The sequence below is a fragment of the Streptomyces sp. NPDC033221 genome, from assembly GCF_055577005.1.
Genome location: NZ_JBVIQN010000010.1, coordinates 38,051 through 62,139, shown reverse-complemented (window position 1 = coordinate 62,139; position 24,089 = coordinate 38,051). Strand labels below are relative to the sequence as shown.

The window sequence follows — 24,089 nt, the reverse complement described above, 5'->3', positions numbered from 1 at the left end:
TGGTCAGTTGGCGGTGGCCACCGGGCTGACCTTGATGTTCTCGTCGTACGAGCCGGCCAGCTTCAGCGCATCCGCGGGCCACTTCAGGGACACGCTGTGGGTCTCGTTCGGCGGCGTCACGATGATGTTGGTCGGGGAGGCGAGGCTGTCACCACTGAAGTCGACCTTGTAGGAGATGTTGAAGGTGGCGGTGTCGCCGGGCTTCAGGTCGGTGATGCGGGGCTGCCCACCGCTGCGGTGGACAGGCGCGGAGGTGCCGTCGGCGTCCTTCAGGTCGACGCCCGCGTAGCCCGCTGCCGAGCAGGTCCTCGCACCCTTGTTCGTCATCCGAACGGTGACGTCGCCCACCTTCTGGTCGGGCGTGCTGTCCACGGCCTCCATTTTCAGCTCGCTCGTGCGGCAGGACTTGCCCTTACCCGCGCCTTTGCCCCCGCCCTTCACCGCGCTCTTCCCCGCGCCCTTCGCCGCACCGTTCCCGGCCCCGGCCTCAGCCCCGGAGCCGGCGCGGGACGAGGCGCCGTTGCCGGAGTCCGGCTTCGCGTCGCCTGCCTCGTTGCCGTTGCCCTGCGTTCCGGTGGAGGGGTCCGCGCCGCCGGCCTCGGCGGGCGCGGCGGCGTCCGGCTGGCTCGCGGGCTTGGACGCGGCGGCGTCCGAACCGGAGCAGGCGGTCAGGGTGAGGCCGGCGGCCGCGGTCAGGGCCGCGGCGGCGATGCGCAGGGTGCGGCGACGGGTGGTGCGGGCCGTGGTGTTGGAGCTCATTTCGGGTCCCCCCGGGGAAGTCGGTGTCGGTCTTTCCTCCGTACGACATTCACTTTGGCCGGGGCCACTACCGCCGGGCTGCCGCGCCGCTAACACCCGGCTAACGCGGGTACGGGGGCGCGCCGTGGGCCCGGGAGGAAACCGCGGACGCAGGTGCCGCCTCCCGCTCGTACACCAGCCTCCCCGCCGCGTAAGTGGCCCGGACCGTCCGGTCGTCGCCCAGGATGCTCAGGGCGAAGAGAAGGTCCTCGATGTTCTCGGCGCGGGCGGTGCGGGCGGCCAGGAGGGGTGTGGCGCGGGGGTCGAGGATGGCGAAGTCGGCTTCCTGACCGGGGGTCAGGGAGCCGATCGTGTCGGCCAGGCCGAGGGCTTCGGCGCCGCCCCGGATCGCGAGGTAGAACGTCTTGACGGCGTCGAGGGCGTGTCCGCGCAGCTTGGCGACCTGGTGGGCGTCGCGCATGGTCTGGAGCAGGGCGAAGCTGGTGCCGGCGCCGATGTCAGTGCCCAGGGCTACGGTGAGTGGGTGGTCGCCTTCCTTGGCCTCGCGGAGGGGGAAGAGGCCGCTGCCGAGGAAGAGGTTCGAGGACGGGCAGTGGGCGACGGCCGTGCCGGTGCGGGCGCAGCGGTCGCGTTCGGAGGGGGTGAGGTGGATGCCGTGGGCGAGGACGGTGCGGGGGCCGAGCAGGCCGTAATGGTCGTAGACGTCCAGATAGCCGTCGCGGTCGGGGAAGAGGGAGCGGACCCAGGGGATCTCGTCGCGGTGTTCCGAGACGTGGGTGTGCAGGAGGGTCGTGGGGTGGTCCGCGCGTAGGGCGCGGGCGGCTTCGAGCTGGGCGGGGGTGCTGGTGGGGGCGAAGCGCGGGGTGACGGCGTAGAGGTTGCGGCCCTTGCCGTGCCAGCGCCGGATCAGGTCGAGGGATTCGTCGTAGCCGCGCTGTGCGGTGTCGAGCAGGGTGTCGGGGGCGTTGCGGTCCATCAGGACCTTGCCCACGGCGATGCGCAGGTCGCGCCGCGTCGCCTCTTCGAACAGGGCGTCGGCCGAGCCGGGGTGTACGGAGGCGAAGGCCAGCGCCGTGGTGGTGCCGTTGCGCAGCAGTTCGTCGCAGAAGGAGGCGGCGACGCGCCGGGCGTACGCGTCGTCGGCGAAGCGCTCCTCGGATACGTAGGTGTGCTCCAGCCAGTCGGGCAGTTGGGCACCGAAGCCGGCGATGGCGTCCTTCTGGACGTAGTGCGTATGGGCGTCGACGAAGCCCGCGGTGATGAGGTGGCCCGGGTAGTGGACGGGTTCGGTGCCGGCCGGCAGCCGGTCGCGGGTGTCGGCGTACGGGCCCGCGGCGATGATGCGGCCGCCCTCGCAGATCAGCAGTCCGTCGGGGTCGTGGACGAGGGCTTCGGTGTTGCCGGTGCGGAAGGGGTCGGCGCGGAAGTGGACGAGGGGGCCGCGTACGGCCGAGACCGAGGCGGGGGTGGAAGGGGCTGGAGTGGAAGGGGTGGGGGCGGGGGTTGGGGTGGGGGTGGGCGTGCTGGTGGTCATGTGCGGGCGGGTACCCGTTCCGGGCGGGGATGCATCTGGCGTACGTCAGCGGGGCGGCCGTCCCGTACAGCCGAACGGGTCGGGTATCGGCCGTGGGCGACAGAGACGGGGGCGGGGACGGCAAGACTGTCACCGGGCCGGCTGCCGGGGACGGCGCCGGCCGGGTGACGACCGGTCGCCACAACCGTCGACTGTCGAGGAACAGGGGCCGAATGGGCGGGAGTACGGGCAGGAGTGCGGACGGGAGCGCAGGTAGGGATGTGGGTAGGGGTGCAGGCAGGGCTGTAGGCAGGGGGGCTGGCCGGCGGGCGGGGTGGTACGCGGTACGGGCGGTGGTGGCGGTGCTGGTCCTGGCGGGGCTCACGGTGGGCGGTGCCGCCGTCGCGACGCCTCCGGGCGAGCGCCCCGGGCTGCCGGACGCCGCGTACTCCGCGCTCTCGGCACATAGGGCACTACCGGCGCACCCGGCCCTGACGTCACCCGCTGCCCCGGCCGCACGCACGCTCCGGGCGCCGGGCTTCGCCCACCTTCCCCGTAACGTCGAAGCGACCAGGGCGGCCGTCATCCGGCTGGTCAACCGTGAGCGGCGGAAGGCCGGCTGCCGTCCCGTACGGGCGCACCGTACGGTCACCGAGGCCGCGCAGCGGCACAGCGACCACATGGCCCGCGAGGGCTCACTCTCGCACCGGGAGCGCGGCGGCTCGGGGCCCGGCAGCCGGCTCTCGGCCGTCGGTTACGACTGGCGCCGCGCGGGCGAGGACATCGCGCGCGGCCAGCGTGGGGCCACGGAGGTCGTCCGGGCGTGGATGCGCAGCCCGGAGCACCGGGTGGTGCTGGCCGACTGCGCGTTCCGGCACGCGGGGGTGGGCATCAACAACGGCACCGACGACCGCGGCCCTTGGTGGACGCTGCTGCTGGCCCGGCCCGCCTGAGCGGCACGACCAGCCGACCGGACTGCGATACGTACGGCTCCGGGTACGGGTGACGAGGTACGGGTGACGAGGTACGGGGGGCGAGGCACGGGCTCCGGGGAACGCGATGCGCAATGCGCGACACGGAGATTCCCCGCACCCCAGAGCCCCGCCAGCCCCCCACCTCACCCCGCCGACGAAACAGCACCCCCGCCCGCCGCACGCGAAGCGGCCCCCGCCCGTACCCCCGCAGCCCGCTCCGCCAGTTCGCCGAAGAGCAGCCCGAAGGCGGTCCACATGGCGAGCTGGATGCCGAGGGCGGAGAGCCGGAACTTCCACAGCAGCAGGGCGGGGAAGTCCGCCGGGAGTTCGTTGACGGCCGGCAGGAACGCGTAGGCGAGACCGACGGCCACGGCGAAGGCGGTCAGGGCGGCGACCGTCGCGTACCAGTTGCCCAGGCGGGGCGCGAGCCGCTTGCCGAGGATGACCGCGGCGACGGTCAGTAGCACGCTGAGGGCGATCATCAGGAAGTACAGCGTGGTGCGTTTGCCGATGGAGTCGGGGTCGCCGACGGACGGCGGGTTGGCCGGGTACTTCAGGAACGGTACGAGGTAGACGGCGGCGAACACGGCGCCGGCGAGCAGCAGGGCGGTGGCGCGCGGGCCGAAGCGGCCGGCGCGCCCGAGCACGAAGCAGTAGGCCAGGGCGGCGATCCCGCCCAGCGCGACGCCGTACACCAGGACGCCGGTGGCCAGGCCGGCGGTGGACTGCACCGTGCGGCTGACGACCTCGGCCTCGTGTTCGTGGGCGTGCGCGTCCTCGAACGCGATGGCGGCGTCGACCTGCGGTTCGCCCAGGAGGTAGGCGACGAGCAGGGCGAGCAGGCCGGCGGCGAGGCCGGCCAGCATGCCGCGCACCAGGAGGGATCTGACGGTGGCGGAGTTCATGTGCGGATTCCCCCGGTCAGTGGCAGGGGAAGCCGAGCAGGTGGCGTCCGTCGTGGACCCACTCGTGCACGTCGGTGCCGGAGAGGAGGGAGGTGGCGCCCTGTTCGGCACCGACGAAGTAGAGCAGGACGAGCATGAGGATGCCGCCGAAGACCGCCCACGGCAGGACCGTCCTGATCGGCAGCGTGACGGGTGCGGCGGACGGGATGGCCGGGGCTGATGCGGCGGGGCCGGTGGTCGGCGGTACGGCGGACTGGGCCATGGCGGAACCTCCTGGGGGAACTCGCGTCCCGGTCGGTGGGAGTCGTAACGACAGGACGGGTCTGGCTCACCCGTCGGTCCCGTACTCCGTACGGGCCCGGTCCGGGCTCACAGTGGCGCGACCGCGCCGGGATTCCACCGGCTTCCGTCATGTCATCGTCAATATCATCGGGAACGTACCGCGTGGCGGCGGCGGGGAAAAGGCCCCGCGGGCGGGCGAGCGGATGCACGGCGGCGGTCGCGCGCCCCTCTGTTGCCCTTGTGCGCCATCAGGTTTTCCGCGACGGAAGAGGTGCCCATGACAACTCGGGTGATGTTGCTCTCACCCTCCTTCGACGACGCCCTGCGCACGGTGCGCTTCCCGGCCGACGAACCGCTGACGCCGGACGGGCTGCGCCGGGCCCGCGCCGTACGCGCCGCGGCCGCCGCCCTGCCCGCCGACCGAGCCCTGACCTCCCCTTCCGCGCGCTGCAGGGAGACGGCCGAGGCGCTCGGCCTGCGGGCGGTCCCGGACGCGGGCGCGGCGGGCTGCGCGATGGGCCGCTGGCGGGGCCTGGCCCTGGAGGACGTGCTGGCCGCCGAGCCCGCGGCAGTCGGGGCCTGGCTGTCCGACGCGGACAGCGCGCCGCACGGCGGCGAGACGCTGGCGCAGCTGCTGGGCCGGGTGGCGGACTGGCTGGCGGGCCTCGCGGCTGAGGGCGGCCGGGTCGTGGCCGTAGTGGAGCCGGACGTCGTACGTGCGTCCGTGGTGTGTGCGCTGGGGGCCCCGCCCTCGTCCTTCTGGCGGGTGGACGTACCGCCGCTGGCCGTGACGGTGCTGAGCGGGCGGGACAGGCGGTGGAACGTCCGGATGGCGGCGGAACTCGGGCAGGGGGCGGCGCCCCAGGCGCCCCAGGCGCCCTAAGGGAGCGCGCGCACCGCCGTATCCTGGACGGAAACGGTTATTGCACACGACTCGCAATAACGAATCCGGCGGGAACGAATCCGGCGGGAACCGGGTACCAGGAATCAGGAACGAAGGAGCGGTGCGGTGTCATCTCCAGGCTCTCCAGTGGTGCTGGGGATCGAGTCCTCCTGCGACGAGACCGGGGCAGGCCTCGTCCGGGACGGGCGGCTGCTCGGGCACGCGGTGGCGTCCAGCATGGACGAGCACGCGCGCTACGGCGGCGTCGTACCGGAGATCGCGGCCCGCGCGCACGTGCACTCCCTCACGCCCGTCGTCCGCCGCGCCCTCGACGAGGCGAACCTGACCAAGGCCGACATCGGCGCGGTGGCCGTGACCACCGGCCCCGGCCTGTCGGGCGCCCTCCAGGTCGGCCTGGCCGGTGCCAAGGGCCTGGCGTACGGGCTGGGCGTGCCGCTGTACGGCGTGCACCACCTCGCCGGGCACGTCGCCGCCGACACCCTGGAGCACGGCCCGCTGCCCGACCCCTGCATGGTGCTGATCGTGTCCGGCGGGCACACGTCCCTCCTCCTCGTACGGGACCTGGCACGCGACCCGATCGTGCACCTCGGCGACACCCTCGACGACGCGGCCGGGGAGTGCTTCGACAAGGTCGCGCGGGTCTTCGGCCTGCCGTACCCGGGCGGTCCCGCGATCGACCGGGCCGCGCGCGAGGGCGACCCGAAGGCCGTCGCGTTCCCGCGTCCGCTGACCGGGCCGCGCGACGACCCGTACGGCTTCTCCTTCTCCGGCCTCAAGACGGCCGCCGCGCGCTGGGCCGAACGGCACACCGGCGGCGAACTGCCCGTGGCGGACGGCGCGGCCTCCCTCCAGGAGGCGGTGGCCGACGTGCTGACCCGCAAGGCCGTCGCGGCCTGCAAGGAGCACGGCGTGGGCACGCTGGTGGTGGTGGGCGGCGTGGCCGCCAACTCGCGCGTACGGTCCCTCGCCGAGGAGCGCTGCCAGAAGGCAGGCATCACACTGCGGGTACCGCCCCTACGGCTGTGCACGGACAACGGCGCGATGATCGCCGCCGTCGGTGACCTGCTCGTACGGGCGGGCGCCGAGCCGGCTCCGCTGGACCTCTCGATCGACCCGTCGGCGCCGCTGGAGTACGCGGCCCTGCACCCGGTCGCCAGGGCGGCCGCCAGGGCGGCGAAGGCCGCCGCGTAACGGCCGCCGCACCCTCCCCCTCCTCCTACCCGACCGCCCGGAGCCCCCTTTGCGTACCGCCGAGATCCGCACCCGCTTCCTCGACTTCTTCGCCGAACGCGGCCACACCGTCGTCCCCAGCGCGCCGCTGCCGACGCCGGACCCGACGCTGCTGTTCGTCAACGCGGGCATGGTGCCCTTCAAGCCGTACCTGACCGGCGAGGTGGCGGCGCCCTGGCCGCGGGCGACCAGCGTGCAGAAGTGCGTACGCACCCTGGACATCGAGGAGGTCGGGCGCACCACCCGGCACGGCTCCTTCTTCCAGATGAACGGCAACTTCTCCCTCGGCGACTACTTCAAGGAAGACGCCATTCGCTTCGCGTGGGAGCTGTCCACCTCGCCCGTCGCCGACGGCGGATACGGCCTGGACCCCGAGCGCATCTGGGTCACCGTGCACCACACCGACGACGAGGCCCGCACCCTGTGGCGGCAGATCGCCGGCCTGCCCGACGAGCGGATCGTCTCGCGCGGCGACGAGGACAACTTCTGGTCGATGGGTGTCCCGGGGCCGTGCGGGCCCTGCTCGGAGCTGTACTACGACCGGGGGCCGAAGTTCGGCCGGGCGGGTGGTCCGGAGGCCGACGAGGACCGGTACATGGAGTTCTGGAACCTCGTCTTCATGCAGTACGAGCGCGGCGAGGGCACCGGCAAGACCGGCTACCCGATCCTCGGCGAACTCCCCCGCCAGAACATCGACACCGGCATGGGCCTGGAGCGGATGGCCACCCTCCTCCAGGGCGTCGACAACCTCTACGAGATCGACGAGACCCGCCCGGTCCTGGACCGTGCCGCCGCGCTCGCCGGCGTCCGTTACGGCGACGACGAACAGAACGACGTACGGCTGCGTGTGGTCGCCGACCACGTCCGTACCGCCCTCATGCTGCTCGCCGACGGCACCACCCCCGGCAACGAGGGCCGCGGCTACGTCCTGCGCCGCATCCTGCGCCGCGCCGTCCGCTCCATGCGCCAGCTCGGCTACGAGGACCGGGCCCTGCCGGAGCTCCTCGCGGTCGCCCGCGACTGCATGGCCCCCAGCTACCCGGAGGTCGCCGAGTCCTACGACCGGATCGCCGACCAGGCGGCGGGCGAGGAGGACGCCTTCCGTGCGACGCTGCGCCAGGGCACCGCGGTCCTGGACACCGCCGTAACCAAGGTCAAGGCCGAGGGCAGCCGCTCCCTCCCGGGGAAGCAGGCCTTCCTCCTCCACGACACCTACGGCTTCCCCATCGACCTCACCCTGGAGATGGCCGCCGAACAGGGCGTCGAGGTGGACCGCGAGGGCTTCGCGGCCCTCATGCGCGAACAGCGCGAACGGGCCCGCGCCGATGCTCGCGCCCGCAAGTCGGGCGGCGCCGTGGACACTTCGGCTCTCCGCACCGTCCTGGACGAACACGGCCCCACCGACTGGCGCGCCTGGGACACCCTGGAGACCGACTCCAAGGTGCTGGCCGTACTCGGCGCCCAAGGGCCCGTTCCCGTGGCCCGTGAAGGCGAAATCGCCACCGTCATCCTTGACCGCACCCCCTTCTACGCCGAATCCGGCGGCCAGGACAGCGACGCCGGCCGTCTGTCCGGCACCTCGGTCGAGGCCGAGGTCCTGGACGTACAGCGCCCGCTCCCCGGCCTGGTCGGCCACCAGGTACGCGTCACCGCCGGCGAACTCGCCCTCGGCGACTCCCTCCACGCGGCCGTCGACCCCGAGTGGCGCCTCGGCGCGCGCCAGGCCCACTCCGGCACCCACGTCCTCCACGCCGCCCTGCGCGAAATCCTCGGCCCGACGGCCCTCCAGTCCGGCTCGTACAACCGCCCCGGCTACCTGCGCCTCGACTTCCCCTGGCGCGGCGGCCTGTCCACCACCGCCCGCAGTGAGATCGAGGAGGCCGCCAACCGGGCGCTCCGCCGCGACCTTCCGGTGGGCGTGAAGTGGATGACGCTCCCGGAGGCCAAGGAGCTGGGCGCGCTCGCCCTCTTCGACGAGACGTACGGCGAGAAGGTACGGGTCGTCGAGATCGGCGGCGCCTGGTCGCGCGAACTGTGCGGCGGTACGCACGTCAGCCACGCGTCCCAGGTGGGCGTCGTCGCCCTGACCGCCGAATCCTCCGTCGGCGCCGGAATGCGCCGCCTGGAGGCCTCCGTCGGCATCGAGGGCTTCGGCTACCTCGCCCGCGAGCGCGACCTGGTCACCCAGCTCGCCGAACAGCTCCAGGGCCCGCGCGCCGAACTCCCGGACCGGGTCGCCGGTTTGCTGGAGCGCTTGAAGGCGAGCGACCGCGAGAACCAGCGGTTGCGGCAGCAGGCCACCGTGGCGCGCGCTGCCGGGCTCGCCGATGCCGCCGCACAGGCAGGGGCCTTCCGCGTGGTCACGGCCACCGCAGACGGCGGCACCGACGCAGCCCGCGCGCTGGCCATGGCCGTACGCGACCGGCTGCCGGCCGGGCAGCCCGCCGCGGTGGCCGTCGGCTCGGCGGCGGACGGCAAGGCGGCCCTGGTGGTCGCCCTGAACAAGGCCGGCCGCGAGGCGGGCAGCTCCGCGTCCGACCTGGTCAAGCGCCTGCTGAACGGACGCGGTGGCGGATCGCCGGAACTGGCACAGGGCGGCGGGCTCCCGGCCGAACAGCTGCCGCAGACGCTGGCTGCGCTGCCGGGGCTGCTCGGGGAGTGACCCCGAGGGGGCGGCCCCTGCCCGGGGCCGCCCACCGCCGCCCCGGCTAGGGAACGTCCCCGTCCCGCCCCTCCCTGTCGAGCACGAACCACACGCCCTTACGGGAGCGGGTTTCGGTGTTGGGCCGGTAGATGCCCCACCGCGACGCCAGGCACTCGACAAGGAACAGCCCCCGCCCCGAGTCCCCCTCGGAAAGGGCGGGCAGGCCGAGGAGCCGGCTGCGCGGGGCGTCGTCCCACACGGCCACGCGTACGTAATCGGGGTTCACGGCCACATCGAGGCGTACGACGGCCGCCCGGGTGTGCCGGTACACGTTCGTGACCAGCTCGCTGACCAACACCCGGGCGTCATCGGCCAGTCCGCCGTTCCCGGACAGGGTCAACAGGTCGGCCACGACGGCCCGGGCGATTATCGGTGCGGTGACACCGTTGGGCAGCTCGAACCGGAACGAGCGACGTGCTCCGGCGAATGCGGGGGTTCGTTCCGGGGATGCGAGAGTCATGGCTACGTCTCCCAACGCGGTGTTACGCGCTACCCGCCGCCGTGGCTCTGACCTCCCGTACACATGCCCGAAGTCACGTGTGAGCGGCTGCACTTCGGTGACCCGGCGTGCGGCGCGGTGCTGCCAGGAACATAGGGTGAAACCCTGCACCGGTACAACCCTGTACCCCGAATATTGACCCTGAAGGTGGACCCGTACCGCCGTTCCCGGCACACTCATCGATGACAAGGGGAAGGGTCACATGCCACCGAGGGATAATCCGACCGCCCGCCAGGTCCGGCTCGGTGTCGAGCTTCGGAAGCTGCGCGAGCGGGCCGGCAGAACGGCGCGCGAGTCCGGCGGCCTGCTCTCTACCGATGCGGCCCGGATCAGCAACATCGAAGCCGGTCGCCTCGGGATCAGCGCAGAACGCATTCGTCGCTTGGCCACCTTCTACCAGTGCGATGACGAACCGCTCATCAGCGCCCTGTGCGGGATTGCCGCCGAGCGCAGGGGAACGCACTGGTTCGACGATTACCGGGGCATCCTTGCGCCCGGTTGGCTGGACATCGCCGAACTGGAGTTGCACGCGACGGCAGTCCGCACGTTGCAGTCGACCACCATGCCCGGACCGTTCCAGACGGAAACCTATGCGCGAGCCTTGTTCGAAGGCGTGACGCCGACATTGCCAGCGGACGAGGTAGCGGCTCGCGTCGAACATCGACTCAAGCGAAGAGCGACGTTCGAAGGCTCGACGCCGACCCGATACGCGGCAACCCTGCACGAGGCTGCCCTACGAATGCGGTTCGGCGGACGCAAGGTCGCACGCGAGCAGCTCGAATACCTCATCGAGGTCTCACACATGCCCGCCGTTACCGTACGGGTGATCCCGTTCACGAACGAGAGATTCATCGAGGTCACTCAGCCGGTCATGTACGCACACGGCACCGTCCCTCAGCTGGACACCGTACAGATCGACTCGGCCTCCGGCGGACGGTTCCTCGACGCGGAGGCCGAGTTGAAGAAGTACCACGGCCTGTTTGCCATCGCCGAACGCGCATCTCTCGATGAAACGAAGTCACGGCAGCTCATCCACCACATCGCACAAGAAATGTGAGACGAACAGCATGAGTGCAAGCGTCCCGGTCGCCTGGCGGAAATCTTCCTTCTCCGGCGGCGAAGGAGAGAACTGCGTCGAAGTGGCGCTACATGACGGCCATGTCATGATGCGCGAAAGCGACGAACCCGCCAGCACAATATCGACCACACGTACGGAGATGGCCTCGTTCCTCAAGGGTGTGAAGAACGGCGAGTTCGACCACTTCGGCGACTAGCTTCACCCACCGCACATCTGTGCGCTGCGAGCACACCCCCGCCCAGTCAGGTGGGGGTTTTTGCATATGCCGCTCTGCATGTTTGTACCGGTACACACTTGCAAGCCATATCCGTGCGGCGCTACGTTCACCGTGCGACGCCACCCCGACACCGCATTCATTGGGTGAGCGTCGATTTATGCCCCATCGCCGTACGGCATGAGGGACCCGCCCAGTTCCCGTGGATCGACCGGGAGCGGGCAACGCCATTCGCACGAAAGGCAGCACTGTGCCGCAAAGTCAGGTAACTCCCTGGGGCATGTCGCAACTTGCCCCGTACCCGAACACGACCCATCTCCCCCACAGTCGCATCGACATCGATCCTGCTACGCAGACCAGCCGATATTTCACGGCCGACGGTCACCGGCTCGACATGGCCAAGCACGGCACCGGCACGGATACCGCGAGCCGGACGCAGACCGGCGGGGACAGCGGCGGAAAGAACCCTGCGGCGCCCCAGGATGATGACCTGGTCCACGACACCGATTCCGACTGACGTGGGCGCGCCGCCCGTACTCGTCGTGACCGCCCTCGGCGACGTCACCGCGGACCTGGTGGTAACCGAACTGCACCGGCGCGGAGCGCCTGTTGTGCGGCTCGACCCGAGCGTCGACTTTCCGGCCGGCGCCCGCATGGCCGCGGCGTTCACCGACACCGGAACCAGAACCGGCGCCGCCCTGCACGGCACCGTCGAGACGTCCACGCGCAGGCTGGACCTGGCGTCCGTACGGTCCGTCTACTGGCGGCGCCCCACCCCGTACGGCAGTACCGGCCCCGGCGGACCCACCGCCACACGCTTCGCCAACTCGCAGTCCGGCGCCGGATACACCGGCGTCCTCGCCTCGCTCCCCACGGCCCGGTACGTCAACCACCCGTGGCGGAACCGCGACGCCGAATACAAACCCGCCCAACTCGCCTCCGCCGCCCGAACCGGCCTCACCGCCCCGCCCACCCTGGTCACCAACGACCCTCGTGCCGCCCGCCGCTTCGTCAGCGACCACTCCGCCGCCGTCTACAAACCCGTACGCGGCGTACATCTCCCCGCCGAGGACGGCACCGGCCGGACCATCTGGGTCAAGACCGTCGACCCGGACGAGATCGACGACCGGGTGAGCGCCTGCCCGCACCTCTTCCAGGCGTGCGTACCGAAGGTCGCCGACATCCGCCTCGCGGCCGTCGGCCACGAGGCCTTCGCCACCCGCATCGACACCACCGGCGAACACCTCGACTGGCGCCAACACCAGGACCTGCTGACCTTCACCCCCGTACCCACGCCCCCTGCCATCCGTACCGCCGTACGCGCCTACCTCGACACCTTCGGCCTGTCCTTCGGCGCCTTCGACTTCGCCCTGACCGCGGACGGGCAATGGGTCTGGCTGGAGACGAACCCGAACGGCCAATGGGCCTTTGTCGATCCCCCCACCTGCGCGGCCATCACGGCTGCCCTTGCCGACTGCCTCCAGAAAGGCACCACCCCATGAACGACCCCGGCGCCCAACGGCGCGCCCTCGCCGAGCGGCTCGTCGCTGACGAGTGGCTGCGTACGCCCGCGTGGCGTACGGCAGTTGAGGCCGTACCGCGTGAGGCGTTTCTCGGGCCCGCCATCTACCGGCCCAGTCAGCCTCCCGGCCCGACCACATGGACCCCGGCCCGCCGGAACCAGGCCGACCCCGCCCAGTGGTCGACCTGGGCGAACCAGAACACCACGTGGGTGACGCAGATCGACGGTGTCCTCGCCGAAGACGCCACCGCCCCCGTGCAGGGCGCACCCACCTCATCCTCGACGCTGCCCGGGCTCGTCGTGCAGATGATCGAGCAGGTCGGCGCCGAACCCGGCGACCGGGTGCTGGAAATCGGCACCGGCACCGGGTACTCCACGGCCCTCCTGTGTGCCGTGCTCGGCGCGCAGGACGTGACGTCCGTCGAGGTCGATCCCCGCGTCGCCGAGCGGGCCCGCAAAGCCCTCGCCACCCTCGACCAGCATCCGCACCTCATCGTCGGCGACGGCCTGCTCGGCCACCCCGGGCACGGCCCGTACGACAGACTCGTAGCGGCCTGCTCGGTCCGCCACATCCCCCACCGCTGGCTACAGCAGGTACGCCCCGGCGGCACCGTCCTGGTCACCTTGGGCGGCTGGATGAGCGGGCACGGCCTGGTGCGGCTCACCGTGGACGACGAGGGCGGCGCGTCCGGCAGGTTCCTGCCCGGGTACACCTCCTTCATGATCGCGCGTCCGCACGATCACCCACCGCACGGCACCATCGAGCTGCTGCCCGGCAGCGAACGCGAAACCCGCGTCTCCCCCGCGCTGCTCGACGACTGGACCGGACGGTTCGTCGCACAGCTCGCCGCCCCCTCCGCACACCGTCTCGGGGCCGGCGATGAGCAGCTTCTGATCGACGTGGCCACCGGATCGCAGGCACGCACCCGGCGCAGTCCCGACGGCGAGGGGTGGACCGTCGTCCAACGTGGCCCGCTCGCCTTGTGGGACCTGGTCGAGGCCGCCGTCGAAGCGTGGCAGGCCGCCGGCGCTCCGCATCAGTCCGGCTTCGGTATCACCGTCACCCCGGGCTGCCAACGCGTATGGCTCGGCTCCGCGGAAGGGCCGGGATGGAGGCTTCCCATCTGAGAACAGGCCCCCGTCTCCGAACGGTTCGACTCACGCACGGTGCGACTCCCGCCCCGATGGGAACGCTGCGGACCCCACCCCGCCCCCATCGCTGTACCTACTGGTATGTACAGTCGGCGTGATACGTCGCCGAACCCTCTGGAGGCCCCATGCCACTCGTCCGTATCGACGCCATGGGGTGTGACGCCCAGCGGCTGAAGGCACTGGGGCGGGCCGTCCAAGAGGCCCTGGGGGAGGCGATGGGGTTTCCGGAGGACGATCGTTTCCAGATCTTGAGCGGGCACGACGGGGAGCGCGGCGTGCTGCGGCACGGCACCTATCTCGGCGTGCAGCGGGACGACGGGATCGTGTACGTGGCGATCACCTTGCGGGGTGGCCGGCCGGCCGCGCAGAAGCGGGTGCTGTACCGGCGTATCGCCGAGCTTGCCCAGGAGTACGCGGGCACGGAACCGCGCAACGTGTTCGTCGTCCTGACCGAGAACAGCGACGCCGACTGGTCGCTCGGCAACGGGGAGGCCCAGTACCTCGACTGAGCGGGCGGGGCGGCGTCCCGGCGTGCGGATCTTTCCCGAGGTCCGGGTAGTGCAGCGGCCCGCGGGCCCTGTATGTCTTACCCGTATCTTTCGAATTATCCGAGGCAGTTCAACGGAGGGAACCCACCATGACCGCAATGCCCGCACCCAGCAGACGCACCCTGCTGGCCGCCGCGACGGCCACCGCCGCGGCACCCTTTCTCGCCGGGCTCGCCGCGCCGGACGCGTACGCCGCGACAGCCGCCGCGAGTGATGTGGAGATAGCGTCCAACACCGTCCTGTACGCGGACCCCTCGTTCGTCGAGGGCACGGACTACGCCCGCCGCCACCGCCGCCACGCGATGTTCGACGACAGCCACGCCGAGCGCCACGGGTTCGCCAAGTCGGTGATCCTCGCCCCGCACGGCGGCGGCATCGAGATCGGCACGTCCGAACTGTGCCTCGCCATCGCCGGATACGACCCCAAGGACAACGCGCCCAGGCCGGCCCAGGGCCCGGTCTACGACTACTGGATGTTCGAGGGCCTTCTCAAAGAGGACAACGGCAAGCTCCACATCACCTCCTCCAACTGCGACGACCACGTCGCCCGCGCACTGTGCGCCGGGAGCCTGAACGCCCTGAGCCTGCACGGCTGCAAGCCCGAGCAGGCCCAGCTGCCGAGCGGGACCCCGGCCGTGCTCGTCGGCGGCCGCAACGCCACGCTGCGGTCGTACCTGGTCGCCGAGTTCAAGGCGGTGGGCATCCGCGCCCAGGACGCCACCGGCATCCCCGCCCTCGCCGGCACCGACCCGGAGAACATCGTCAACCGCACGATGCCCGGCATGGGCGCCCAGCTGGAGATCACCACGGACCTGCGCAAGTCGATGTTCGTGCACAACACCGCCGACGGACGGAAGCTGGAACAGAAGCCGGTCTTCTGGGACTTCGTGAACGCCGCCCGCGCCGCCCTCAGGCGCCTGGAAGCGGGGCAGAAGATTCTCTGAGCCGCCCTCAGTCCGTCGCCGTCAGCGGCCCGTACGCGTCCGGGCGGCGGGTGGTGAGGAACGGGAACAGTTCCAGCCAGTCGCGGCGGGCGTCCAGGTCGAGGTCGGCCACCAGGACGGCGGGTTCGTCGCGGGGGGCCTGGGCCAGGACGCGGCCGTACGGGTCGATGATGAAGGAGCTGCCGTAGAAGGTCAGCGGGCCTTCGGTGCCGATGCGGTTCGGGACGATCATGAAGGTGGCGTTGGCGATGGCGTTGCCGGTGATCACCTTCTGCCACAGCGGCTGGGTGTCGAAGCCGGGGTGGCCGGGCTCGGAGCCGATGGCGGTGGGGTAGACCAGGACGTCGGCGCCGGCCAGCGAGTAGGCGCGGGCCAGTTCCGGGAACCACTGGTCCCAGCAGGTGGGCAGGCCGAAGGTGGCGTTCGCGACGGGGACGGTGGGGAAGGCGTCGGGGCCGGCCGGGCCGGGGCGGAACCAGTGGTCCTCGTAGTAGCCCTCGGAGACGGGGATGTGGGTCTTGCGCGTACGGGCCACGAGGGTGCCGTCCGGGGCGACGAGGACGGCGGTGTTGTAGCCGAGGCCGTCGGGGGCGGGGGCCGGGTCCGCGCGTTCGTAGAGGGAGGCGTGTACGTGGACGCCGTACTCGCGGGCCGCCTCGGTGGCGAAGGTGACGGTGGGGCCGGTGCGCAGGTCCTCCGGTTCGACGGGGGCCGGGTGGTCGGCCTTTCGGAGGACCGCGAAGTACGGGGAAAGGGTCAGTTCCTGGAGGCAGACGACGCGGGTGCCCTCGGCGGCGGCCAGTCGGATGCCTTCCTTGAGGGCTGCGCGGTGTTCGTCCGGGTCTTGGTGCCAGCGCTGCTGGACGAGGGCGACGCGCAGCGGGGTGCGCTCGGCCGGGCGGGTGCGGGTCGGCGAGGCGGGCGGGGTGAGGGCCGTGATCACACGCATGGGGGCTCCCGGGGAGGGGTGCGGAGGGGGCTGGGAGGCAGGTGCCGGAACGTTCCGGCAGGGGCAATGTAGGGCTTGCCGGAACGTTCCGGCAAGGGGGTGGGTGGAGGGCGGAGCTGGTGGCCCGGCGGCGTACGCGCGGCTTGGGGCCCGTACCCGTACGTCTAGACTTGCGCCCCGTGACCAGCCGCCGCACCGTGACCCTGCTCGACGTCGCGCGGGCCGCCGGGGTCTCCAAGAGCACCGTCTCCGACGCGCTCCAGGGCTCCGGCCGGGTGGCGGAGGACACCCGCCGCCGGGTACGCGACACCGCCGACCGGCTGGGCTACCGCCCCAACAGCGCCGCCCAGCGGCTGCGCCGCGCCAGCACCGGCGCGATCGGACTGCACCTGCCGCGCACCGCGACCCGGCTGGACTACTACATGACCCTCGCCTTCGGGGCGGTGCACCGCGCCCAGGAGGACGGCCTGGACGTGGTTCTGCTGGCCCCGGACGGCGGGGGCGCCGGGCGGCTCGCCTCGCGTGTGGACGGGCTGCTCGTGATCGACCCGGAGGCCGCCGACGCGACCGTGCCCGGGCTGCTCGACGCGGGCGTCCCGGTCGTCACCGGCGAGCGCTACCTGGGCACGGGCACCGCCCCGGCGGGCGCCGTGGTCTGCGACAACGCCGCCTCGCTGACCGCGCTGCTGGACCACGTACGGGAATCCGGCGCCCGGCGCCCCGCGCTGCTCGCACCTGCGGGCACCTCCGCGTGGGCCACCGCACTGCGCGAGGCGGCGGACGCCTGGGGGCGCGCGCAGGGGGCTCCTGGGACTTCCGGGGCTACTGAGATTCCTGGAGCCGCCGGGACCTCCGGGGCCGGGGCCGAAGTCGCCGTACGGACCGTGCCGTTCGCCGCCACTCCCGACGAGGCCGCGCAGGCCACCGCCGACCTGCTGACGGCCGACCCTTCCGTCGACGCGGTGGTCTGCGCGGCCGACGGAGCCGCCACCGGCGTCCTGCGGGCCGCCTCCGCACTCGGCCGTACGGTCGGGCGGGACCTGCTCGTCGCCTCCTGCGTGGACGGCGCGGCCCTGCGCGCCTGCGCACCGCCCGTGACGGCGATCGACCTGCGCCCCGACGCGTACGGGCGGGCCTGCGCCGCCCTGCTCTGCGACATCCTGGCCGGCCGCGCCGCGCCGCAGACCGTCCGCCACCACGGCTGGTCCCTGCGGGTACGGGCGTCCAGCCGCCCGTAGAGGGCGGTGGAGGGGCCGGGCCGTACGCCTGTCGTGAGGGACGCGCGAGACGGCGGCCGACGCCCGTGACGCGCCGCCGATCGCGATCCGTTCCGGTCTTCAACCGGTCGTACGAAGACATACTTCGATTACGTCCCGGTCGCGTCCCGCCATCATCCAGCTGATCACGCGCCCGGTGTGATCCCGGCACGCCCGCCCCGAAGACGCCGCCTTACCTTGGCATCCTCGCATGGACGGTGATGCACATGGCGTTCGGCTCCGCCCGGCCACCCCGCGGGAAACTGCCCGCCGAACTGACGAGCTTCGTCGGGCGGGCGGGTGAACTGGCCGCCGCTGAACACCTGTTGGCCACGGCACGCCTGGTGACCGTGCTGGGCCCCGGCGGCGTCGGCAAGACCCGGCTGGCACTGCGGGCCGCTGCGCGGGCGGCGGGAAACCACGCGCACGGCGCCCGCTTCGTCGAACTGTCGGGCCTGCGGGACCCCGGCCTGCTGCCGGAGGCCGTCGCCGGCACACTCGGAGTGGCCGGGCGGGCGTCGTGCCCGCCCGTGGACGCGCTGACCGCGTACCTGGCCGAGTGCGAGCTGCTGCTGATCCTGGACACCTGTGAGCACTTGCGCGACGCCTGCGCGACACTGACCGGCCTGCTGCTGGCCCAGTGCCCCGGCCTGACGGTCCTGGCCACCAGCCGGCAAGCGCTCGACGCGCCCGGTGAACATGTCCTGCTCGTACCGCCCTTGCCCCTCGGGGACACCGGTGGTGCGAGCGGTACGGGCGGTACGGGCGGTACGGGCGGTACGGGCGGTACGGGCGGTACGGGCGGTACGGGCGACAGTGACGCGCTGACGCTGCTCGTCCAGCGGGCCGCCGCCGTCGCGCCCGGATTCGCCCTGACCGACGGCAACCGCGCGCAGGCCGCCGCGCTCTGCCGCCGTCTGGACGGCCTGCCGCTCGCCATCGAGCTGGCCGCCCTGCGGCTGCGGGCCCTGCCGCTCGACCGGCTCCCGGCGCTGCCCGGCGACACCTTCGCGCTGCTCGGCCCCGGCCGGCCGGCATGCCTGCCACGGCACCGGACACTGCGCGCGTCCGTGGACTGGAGCCACGGACTGTGCACGCCCGCCGAACGCCTGCTGTGGGCGCGGCTGTCCGTCTTCGCCGGGCCCTTCGGCCTCGCCGCCGTCGAAGCGGTCGCCACGGACGCGGAACTGCCCGCGCGCGGCGTCCTGACGCACCTGGCCGGGCTCACCGAGAAGTCGGTCGTGCTGCGCCTGGACGAGCGCGGTGACCGGTATCGGCTGCCTGTCCATCTGCGCGAGTACGGTGCCGAGCAGCTGCGGGAACGGGAGCGGGGAACGGGCGGCAACAGGAGCGGCGGCAGGAAGTTCCGGCGTCGGCTCGTCGCCCACTACCGGGCGCAGTTGGGCGACTTCACCTCCGACTTCGCGTCCCCTGAGCAGCTCAGCCGCTACCGCACGCTGGCGGCCGAGCGGGAGAACCTGCTTGCCGCGCTCGCTTACGCCCGGGACGACGGCGGCCTGCTGGGCCTGACCGCCGTCATGTGGGCGTACTGGCTCTGCGCCGGGCAGCCCGCCGAGGCCACCGCCTGGATGACCACAGCCCTGCGACAGCATCAGCGGCAACGGCGACCACCCCGGCAGCCGACGCAGGAACGGGTCATGACGCTCGCCTGGTGCTCGATGTTCACCGGCAACCAGGGCGACCGGGCAGGCGCCGCCGCCCTCGCCGCCGAGGCGGCCGGCGCCGCGGACCGGCTGGGCGACGCGCGCGCCTCCGGGTGGGCCGCGCTCGCCGCCGCGGCGGCCCGCTTCCACGACGGCGGACCGGCCCACGGGCCCGTACTCGTCCGTGCCGCCGGTTCACTGCTGCACGAGGCCGGGGACCGTACGGGCCGGCGGATCGCCGCCCTGCACCTGAGCTTCGCCCACCTCCTCGCCGGACAGCCCGCGGCGACGCTCGGCACCGCGCGCACCACCCTGGACCTGCTCGGCGAGGGCAGCGAGGAGTGCTACGTACAGGGTTCGCAGCTGTCCACCTGCGGACTCGCGCACATGATGCTCGGCGCGCCGGACGAAGCCGCGCACGCCCTGCGCCGCGCCGTACAGCTCAAGGGCTGCCTGGAGGACCTGCTCGGCGTCGCGTCCGCGGCGGAACTGCTCGCCTGGCTGGCGGCCGACGAGGGACGGGCCCGGCGCGCGGCCCGGCTCTTCGGGGCCACCGCCGTGCTGTGGCAGCGGATCGGGCCGCATCCGATGGTCGGCAACACCCAGTTGCAGGCCCTGCACGACCAGTACGAGCAGCAGGCCCGTACCGCACTGGGCGTCCGGCGGTTCGCCGCGCTGTTCGCGGAGGGCGCGGCGTTCTCGCTCGCGCAGGCCGTCCGGTACGCCGCCGAGGACGAGCGGCAGCCACCCGGCACGGACCGCCACCGAGCCCTGACGGCCCGCGCCGACCCCGCATCCGGCGCCCTGACCCGGCGCGAACGCGAGGTCGCCGAACTGGTGGCCGCCGGACTGTCGAACCGGGAGATCGCCGAACGCCTCGTCATCTCCAAACGCACCGTCGACGCCCATGTCGAGCACATCCTCGGCAAGCTGGGGTACGCGTCACGGGCCCAGATCAGGGCCCTGCTGACGGGGGGCGGGAGAGGAGAGGGAGAGGGGGAGGGCAAGGGAGCGGGACGTGGTTGAGCGCCGGGGCGCGCGGCGCGCTCCCCGAGCGGGCGTGCGCCGCACCTAGGTATACCGATTCCGCAGGGCTACCGATGCCCGCACGGCACCGGTCGTTCCAGGCTTGCGGTCCCTCGCGTACCGACGTACGCCGGACCCCACCGCGGAGGCACGGCCCCATGCAGAAGTCCCGGTTCCACCGGCCGGCCAAGCTGCCCGGCCGGGACGCCGCGGCCGGCGAACTCGAAGCGCTGCTGCGGGCCGAACGCCTGGTCACGGTGACCGGCCCGGGCGGCGTGGGCAAAAGCGTCCTGGCCGCCGAGGTCGCGCACCGCATGGCGGACGGCCGGTGGGCCGCCACCGGGTCCGGCGACCTGGCCGCGCTGGACGACCCCGGCCTGGTGCCGCACCACCTCGCGCGCGCCCTCCGGGTCAACGGCGACCCCGCCCGCCCGCAACTCGACGCGTTCGCCCGCGCGGTGGGCAGCCGGCCGGTGCTGCTCGTCGTGGACACCTGCGAGCGGCTCGCCGGTCCCTGCGCCGAGGTCTTCGCGCGGCTGGTGGCGGAGTGCCCCGGCCTACACGTTCTGGCCACCAGCCGCAGCACACTGACCGGGCCGGGCGCCGCGTTCCCGCTGCGCCCGCTCCCGCTCGGCGCGGCCACCGCCCTGTTCCGGACGAGCGCCCGGCAGACCGGCGCCGAGGACATCGGCTCCGGGCCCGCCCGGGAGATCTGCCGTCTGCTGGACGGGCTGCCGCTCGCCGTACGGACCGCGGCCGCACAGCTGGGCCGACGGACCGCGGCGGACCTGCTGACCCGCCTGTCCCACCCGGAATACGTCCTCGACGTACCCGCCCCGATGCCCGGTCTGCCCGAACGCCTGCGCACCCTGCGCGGTTCGCTGCGCTGGAGCCTCCAGCTCTGTACGCCGCTGGAACGGCTGCTGTGGGCCCGGTGCAGCGTCTTCCCGTCCGCCTTCACGCCACACGACGCGGACGTGGTGTGCGGGGACGAGCGGCTGCCGGCCGAACCCCTGGCCGCCGCCTTCGCGGGGCTGGCGCGGCAGTCGCTGATTCTGCGGGAGGGGGGTACGGGGCAGGAGGCGGGTTCGGGGGCGGGGGCTGGGCCGGAGCCAGCGTCCGACGTGCCCTTTTACATGCCGCGCAGCACCCGGGCGTACGGCAGGCAGTGGCTCGTGGAGCTGGGCGAGGAGCGGGAGTTGCTGCGGCGCTGTCTGGCGTGGTCGCTCAGCAGCGAGTGAGCGAGTGATGGAGGCGGTCTGGTGGGCTCTTGCTGGGCCCTTGCCGGCCCCCTGCTGAATCGGCCTCCCGGAGTCCTGGCCCCCTCCTCCCCCTCACTCCGCCCAGTCGGACCCCCGAATCACCTCCACGAAGTCACCGCGCTCGAAGCCGGGGACGAAGTGGGCGAGGACATCGGCCTTCACATTGCCGAAGGTGGTGCCGGGGCGGTCCTTGATGCCGTCGGTGAAGGCGGCCAGGATGCGGTTCTTGAAGTCGGGCCGGGGGTGCGCCGCGACCACGGCGGCCCGCTGCTCGTCGGAGACGGCGTGGTAGCCGATGCCCAGGACGTCCAGTTCCACGCCCCGGGTGACCAGGGCCACCTCGGGCGCCATGCGCAGCGGGATCTCCGGGGTGGTGTGCAGGGCGATCGCCGTCCAGACCAGGTCGGCCTGGTCGCCGGTGATGCCGTGCCGGTGCAGGAAGCCGCGTGCTTCGTCGGCGCCGTCCATCTCGAAGCGCTGGTCGGTGCGGCGGTAGCGTGCGGTCAGTCCGAGGTCGTGGAACATCGCGCCGACGTAGAGCAGTTCCGGGTCGAATTCCAGCTTCTGCTCCCGGCCACGCAGCGCCCCGAACAGGAACACCCGGCGGGAGTGGTCGAACAGCAGCGGCGACGCGGCCTCGCGTACCAGTTCGGTCGCTTCCCGCGCCAGGGCGCTGTCCGGGATGCGCACATCGGCGATCACCTCGCTCATGACGTCCTCCTCTGTCTCGCTTCCACCTTCGCCCGGCGGCCCGTCCGGCACCACCCTGTCAGGTACGTTTCCGCCGTTACGCCTCACGCTGCGTCGCGACCCGGCTACGCTGGTGCGCTTCACGTGTCGCCACGCGAGCGGGGCCCCCGATGCCGCAGCTCCCCGTGGCCGGGACGGACGCCGCGCGCCGCGCCCCGGCCACCATCCCCCTCGGCCGCTTCCCCCGGCCGCCGCGCGGAACGTTTCCGCTCGATGTCGTGGCGCTCGCCGCCGTGGCGCTCTGCGTCGCCCTCGGCCACCTGCTCGGCCGCCCCCTCGCCTTCCTCTACCTGCTGCCCGCGGCCGCCGCCCTCCCCGCGCTCCGCCGCTCCAGCGCGCCGCAGGTCTACGCGGCGGGAGCCGCCGCGGTCGCGGGCGTGCCGGCCCTCGGCTGGGGCCGTCCGGCGCCGCTGATGCTGGCCGCGGCGACCGGGGTGCTCGCGGCCACCGCGCTGACCGGCCGGGCGGCCTCCCGTAACCGCTGCCAGGCCGCCCGCATCGACGACCTCGGGCAGCTGGCCCGGGTGACCCAGGCGGCGGTGCTGCCCCGGCCGCCCGCGTCGGTCGACGGGGTGCGGCTGGACGCCCGGTTCCTCGCCGCGGCGCCCGGGGCGACGGTCGGCGGTGACATCTGCGGCGCCGAGCGCACCCGTTTCGGTGTACGGCTGCTGATCGGCGATGTCTCCGGCAAGGGCCTGGACGTCGTCTCGGCGGCTGCCGAGACCCTGCACATCTGGCGCGAACTGGCGCACCACGAGACCAGCCTGGCGGGCATCGCGCTACGGCTGGACACGGCCGTCACCCGCATCCACCGCAGCGACGGCTTCGTGACCGCGCTGCTGCTGAACATCGGCGCGGACGGCCGCGTGGAGGTGCTCAACTGCGGCCATCCGCCGCCGCTGCTCGTGCGCCGGGGCCGGGCCTCGTGGCCGGCCGGGCCCGAGCCGGTACCGCCGCTCGGTCTGCTGCGGCTGGCCGACGATCACTGCCCGACCGCGGTGGTGCGGCCGCAGGCGGGCGACTGGCTGGTGCTGTGCACGGACGGAGTGGCCGAGTGCCGCAACGGGAACGGGGAGTTCTTCCCCCTCGCCGAACGGGTGACGGCCCTGTCCGTACTCGCACCGGAAGTGGTGCTCGACACCCTGGAGGACGACCTCGCCCGGCACCGCGGCGCCTCGGTGCGCGACGACGCGATGCTGCTCCTCATCCGGCCGCCCGCCCCCGGGGATCCGTCCGGCTGACGGGTCCCGCCCGGTGGCGCTGCGTCGCGTACGGAGCGAGCGCCGCCGTCACGGTCGCCTCCAGCACCTCGAAAGGGGCCCCCGTACGGGAACGGAGGTTGACCCCGTACGCGAGCAGGGCCAGCAGTTCGGCGGTGGCGTCCAGGTCCGTATCCGGAGTGAGCTGCCCGCGCCCTTCGGCCGTACGGAGCACTGCGCGCAGGGCGCCCACCAGCAGCCCGTGGTGGTCCTCCAGCAACCGCCGCACGTCCGGCTCGGCGCTGGACGGGCCGGTGTGCGCGTTGGCGACCAGGCAGCCCCACCGGGCGTACGGGCCGCGGCAGCGCAGGCGGATCAGCTCGGTGAAGAACTCGGTGACGGCGGGCAGGCCGCGCGGGTCCGCCGCCAGCCGCTCGAAGGCGGGCCGCGACCACTGTTCGACGTACCGGCGCAGGGCGGCGAGGTAGAGGTCCTGCTTGCCGCCGAAGGTCGCGTACAGGCTGGAGCGGCTGACGCCGGTCCGGTCGACCACGTCCTGGATGCCGGTCGCGGCGACGCCGCGCTCCCAGAACAGCCGGACCACGGCCTCCAGGGCCGCGTCCGGGTCGAAGTGCTTGATGTCCGGCATGGTTCCGGGCCCGCCGCCTCTCCTCGCCTGCTCTCGAACCTTCTTGAATCAGCCGTTCCAAGATAACGCCGCCCACCCCTTGGCAACGGGTCCGGCACCCGCGTAA

23 protein-coding genes and 1 riboswitch are annotated in these 24,089 nt (G+C 72.8%); of the genes, 15 read left to right on the top strand and 8 right to left on the bottom strand.

Annotated features, from left to right (window positions below):
- Positions 1 to 3 precede the first annotated feature (3 nt).
- Both ACZ53K_RS15570 and guaD read right to left on the bottom strand, forming a co-directional pair.
- Positions 4 to 759, bottom strand: coding sequence for a DUF4232 domain-containing protein (locus tag ACZ53K_RS15570; protein ID WP_468836094.1), 756 nt, complete (start codon positions 757 to 759; stop codon positions 4 to 6).
- Between the two features lie 100 nt (positions 760 to 859).
- A complete protein-coding gene (gene guaD / locus ACZ53K_RS15565; RefSeq protein WP_468836091.1) occupies positions 860 to 2,293 on the bottom strand; it encodes a guanine deaminase in 1,434 nt (477 codons plus the stop codon).
- A gap of 332 nt (positions 2,294 to 2,625) precedes the next feature.
- On the opposite strand from guaD, the gene ACZ53K_RS15560 reads away from it, so the two are divergent.
- On the top strand, positions 2,626 to 3,225 hold the full coding sequence (locus tag ACZ53K_RS15560; protein WP_468836089.1) for a CAP domain-containing protein: 600 nt from the start codon (positions 2,626 to 2,628) through the stop codon (positions 3,223 to 3,225).
- A 164-nt stretch (positions 3,226 to 3,389) separates the two neighbouring features.
- Here the strand turns inward: ACZ53K_RS15560 and ACZ53K_RS15555 are convergent, their stop codons facing one another.
- Positions 3,390 to 4,151, bottom strand: coding sequence for a CbtA family protein (locus ACZ53K_RS15555; protein ID WP_468836087.1), 762 nt, complete (start codon positions 4,149 to 4,151; stop codon positions 3,390 to 3,392).
- Positions 4,152 to 4,167: 16 nt separating this feature from the next.
- Positions 4,168 to 4,413, bottom strand: a complete 246-nt coding sequence (locus ACZ53K_RS15550; RefSeq protein ID WP_468836085.1) for a CbtB domain-containing protein — start codon at positions 4,411 to 4,413, stop codon at positions 4,168 to 4,170.
- Between the two features lie 37 nt (positions 4,414 to 4,450).
- Positions 4,451 to 4,600: riboswitch (cobalamin riboswitch) on the bottom strand.
- 125 nt (positions 4,601 to 4,725) lie between these two features.
- On the opposite strand from ACZ53K_RS15550, the gene ACZ53K_RS15545 reads away from it, so the two are divergent.
- From ACZ53K_RS15545 to alaS, 3 genes are all read left to right on the top strand, one after another.
- Positions 4,726 to 5,316 carry a histidine phosphatase family protein gene (locus ACZ53K_RS15545; RefSeq protein WP_468836083.1) on the top strand — a complete coding sequence of 197 codons (591 nt, stop codon included), beginning with the start codon at positions 4,726 to 4,728 and terminating at the stop codon, positions 5,314 to 5,316.
- Between the two features lie 147 nt (positions 5,317 to 5,463).
- A complete protein-coding gene (gene tsaD, locus ACZ53K_RS15540) occupies positions 5,464 to 6,528 on the top strand; it encodes a tRNA (adenosine(37)-N6)-threonylcarbamoyltransferase complex transferase subunit TsaD (RefSeq protein ID WP_468836522.1) in 1,065 nt (354 codons plus the stop codon).
- Positions 6,529 to 6,577: 49 nt separating this feature from the next.
- Positions 6,578 to 9,229: an alanine--tRNA ligase gene (gene alaS / locus ACZ53K_RS15535; RefSeq protein ID WP_468836081.1), complete on the top strand. Its 2,652-nt coding sequence runs from the start codon at positions 6,578 to 6,580 to the stop codon at positions 9,227 to 9,229.
- A gap of 46 nt (positions 9,230 to 9,275) precedes the next feature.
- On the opposite strand, the gene ACZ53K_RS15530 is transcribed toward alaS, so the two are convergent.
- Positions 9,276 to 9,731 (bottom strand): ATP-binding protein, encoded by a 456-nt coding sequence (locus ACZ53K_RS15530; RefSeq protein ID WP_468836079.1) that lies wholly within the window; start codon positions 9,729 to 9,731, stop codon positions 9,276 to 9,278.
- Between the two features lie 241 nt (positions 9,732 to 9,972).
- Between ACZ53K_RS15530 and ACZ53K_RS15525 the strand changes: the two genes are divergently transcribed.
- The 7 genes from ACZ53K_RS15525 (at position 9,973) to ACZ53K_RS15495 (ending at position 15,228) form a co-directional block, all read left to right on the top strand.
- The gene (locus ACZ53K_RS15525; RefSeq protein ID WP_468836076.1) at positions 9,973 to 10,827 is read left to right on the top strand and encodes a helix-turn-helix domain-containing protein; all 855 of its coding nucleotides are present in this window, start codon (positions 9,973 to 9,975) and stop codon (positions 10,825 to 10,827) included.
- A 10-nt stretch (positions 10,828 to 10,837) separates the two neighbouring features.
- The gene (locus ACZ53K_RS15520) at positions 10,838 to 11,044 is read left to right on the top strand and encodes a DUF397 domain-containing protein (protein ID WP_468836074.1); all 207 of its coding nucleotides are present in this window, start codon (positions 10,838 to 10,840) and stop codon (positions 11,042 to 11,044) included.
- 220 nt (positions 11,045 to 11,264) lie between these two features.
- Positions 11,265 to 11,579, top strand: a complete 315-nt coding sequence (gene tgmA, locus ACZ53K_RS15515; RefSeq protein WP_468836072.1) for a putative ATP-grasp-modified RiPP — start codon at positions 11,265 to 11,267, stop codon at positions 11,577 to 11,579.
- 1 nt (position 11,580) lies between these two features.
- Positions 11,581 to 12,564 (top strand): ATP-grasp ribosomal peptide maturase, encoded by a 984-nt coding sequence (tgmB, locus tag ACZ53K_RS15510; protein WP_468836069.1) that lies wholly within the window; start codon positions 11,581 to 11,583, stop codon positions 12,562 to 12,564.
- Entirely contained in the window at positions 12,561 to 13,712 is a 1,152-nt protein-coding gene (gene tgmC / locus ACZ53K_RS15505) for an ATP-grasp peptide maturase system methyltransferase (RefSeq protein ID WP_468836066.1), read from the top strand. Before tgmB ends, tgmC begins: the two co-directional genes overlap by 4 nt.
- Before the next feature lie 149 nt (positions 13,713 to 13,861).
- Positions 13,862 to 14,245, top strand: coding sequence for a tautomerase family protein (locus tag ACZ53K_RS15500; protein WP_468836064.1), 384 nt, complete (start codon positions 13,862 to 13,864; stop codon positions 14,243 to 14,245).
- Between the two features lie 128 nt (positions 14,246 to 14,373).
- Positions 14,374 to 15,228, top strand: a complete 855-nt coding sequence (locus tag ACZ53K_RS15495) for a poly-gamma-glutamate hydrolase family protein (RefSeq protein ID WP_468836062.1) — start codon at positions 14,374 to 14,376, stop codon at positions 15,226 to 15,228.
- A 7-nt stretch (positions 15,229 to 15,235) separates the two neighbouring features.
- On the opposite strand, the gene ACZ53K_RS15490 is transcribed toward ACZ53K_RS15495, so the two are convergent.
- Entirely contained in the window at positions 15,236 to 16,177 is a 942-nt protein-coding gene (locus tag ACZ53K_RS15490; RefSeq protein ID WP_468836060.1) for a carbon-nitrogen hydrolase, read from the bottom strand.
- A 179-nt stretch (positions 16,178 to 16,356) separates the two neighbouring features.
- On the opposite strand from ACZ53K_RS15490, the gene ACZ53K_RS15485 reads away from it, so the two are divergent.
- From ACZ53K_RS15485 to ACZ53K_RS15475, 3 genes are all read left to right on the top strand, one after another.
- Positions 16,357 to 17,415 carry a LacI family DNA-binding transcriptional regulator gene (locus tag ACZ53K_RS15485; RefSeq protein WP_468836058.1) on the top strand — a complete coding sequence of 353 codons (1,059 nt, stop codon included), beginning with the start codon at positions 16,357 to 16,359 and terminating at the stop codon, positions 17,413 to 17,415.
- Positions 17,416 to 17,660: 245 nt separating this feature from the next.
- On the top strand, positions 17,661 to 20,123 hold the full coding sequence (locus ACZ53K_RS15480; protein ID WP_468836055.1) for an ATP-binding protein: 2,463 nt from the start codon (positions 17,661 to 17,663) through the stop codon (positions 20,121 to 20,123).
- A 158-nt stretch (positions 20,124 to 20,281) separates the two neighbouring features.
- Positions 20,282 to 21,364: an ATP-binding protein gene (locus ACZ53K_RS15475; protein WP_468836052.1), complete on the top strand. Its 1,083-nt coding sequence runs from the start codon at positions 20,282 to 20,284 to the stop codon at positions 21,362 to 21,364.
- Between the two features lie 93 nt (positions 21,365 to 21,457).
- On the opposite strand, the gene ACZ53K_RS15470 is transcribed toward ACZ53K_RS15475, so the two are convergent.
- Positions 21,458 to 22,096, bottom strand: a complete 639-nt coding sequence (locus ACZ53K_RS15470) for an HD domain-containing protein (RefSeq protein ID WP_468836050.1) — start codon at positions 22,094 to 22,096, stop codon at positions 21,458 to 21,460.
- Between the two features lie 149 nt (positions 22,097 to 22,245).
- Between ACZ53K_RS15470 and ACZ53K_RS15465 the strand changes: the two genes are divergently transcribed.
- A complete protein-coding gene (locus tag ACZ53K_RS15465; protein WP_468836048.1) occupies positions 22,246 to 23,376 on the top strand; it encodes a PP2C family protein-serine/threonine phosphatase in 1,131 nt (376 codons plus the stop codon).
- On the opposite strand, the gene ACZ53K_RS15460 is transcribed toward ACZ53K_RS15465, so the two are convergent.
- Complete coding sequence (locus ACZ53K_RS15460) at positions 23,339 to 23,983, bottom strand: TetR/AcrR family transcriptional regulator (protein ID WP_468836046.1); 645 nt, start codon at positions 23,981 to 23,983, stop codon at positions 23,339 to 23,341. The two genes, ACZ53K_RS15465 and ACZ53K_RS15460, sit on opposite strands and share 38 nt — an antisense overlap.
- Positions 23,984 to 24,089 lie beyond the last annotated feature (106 nt).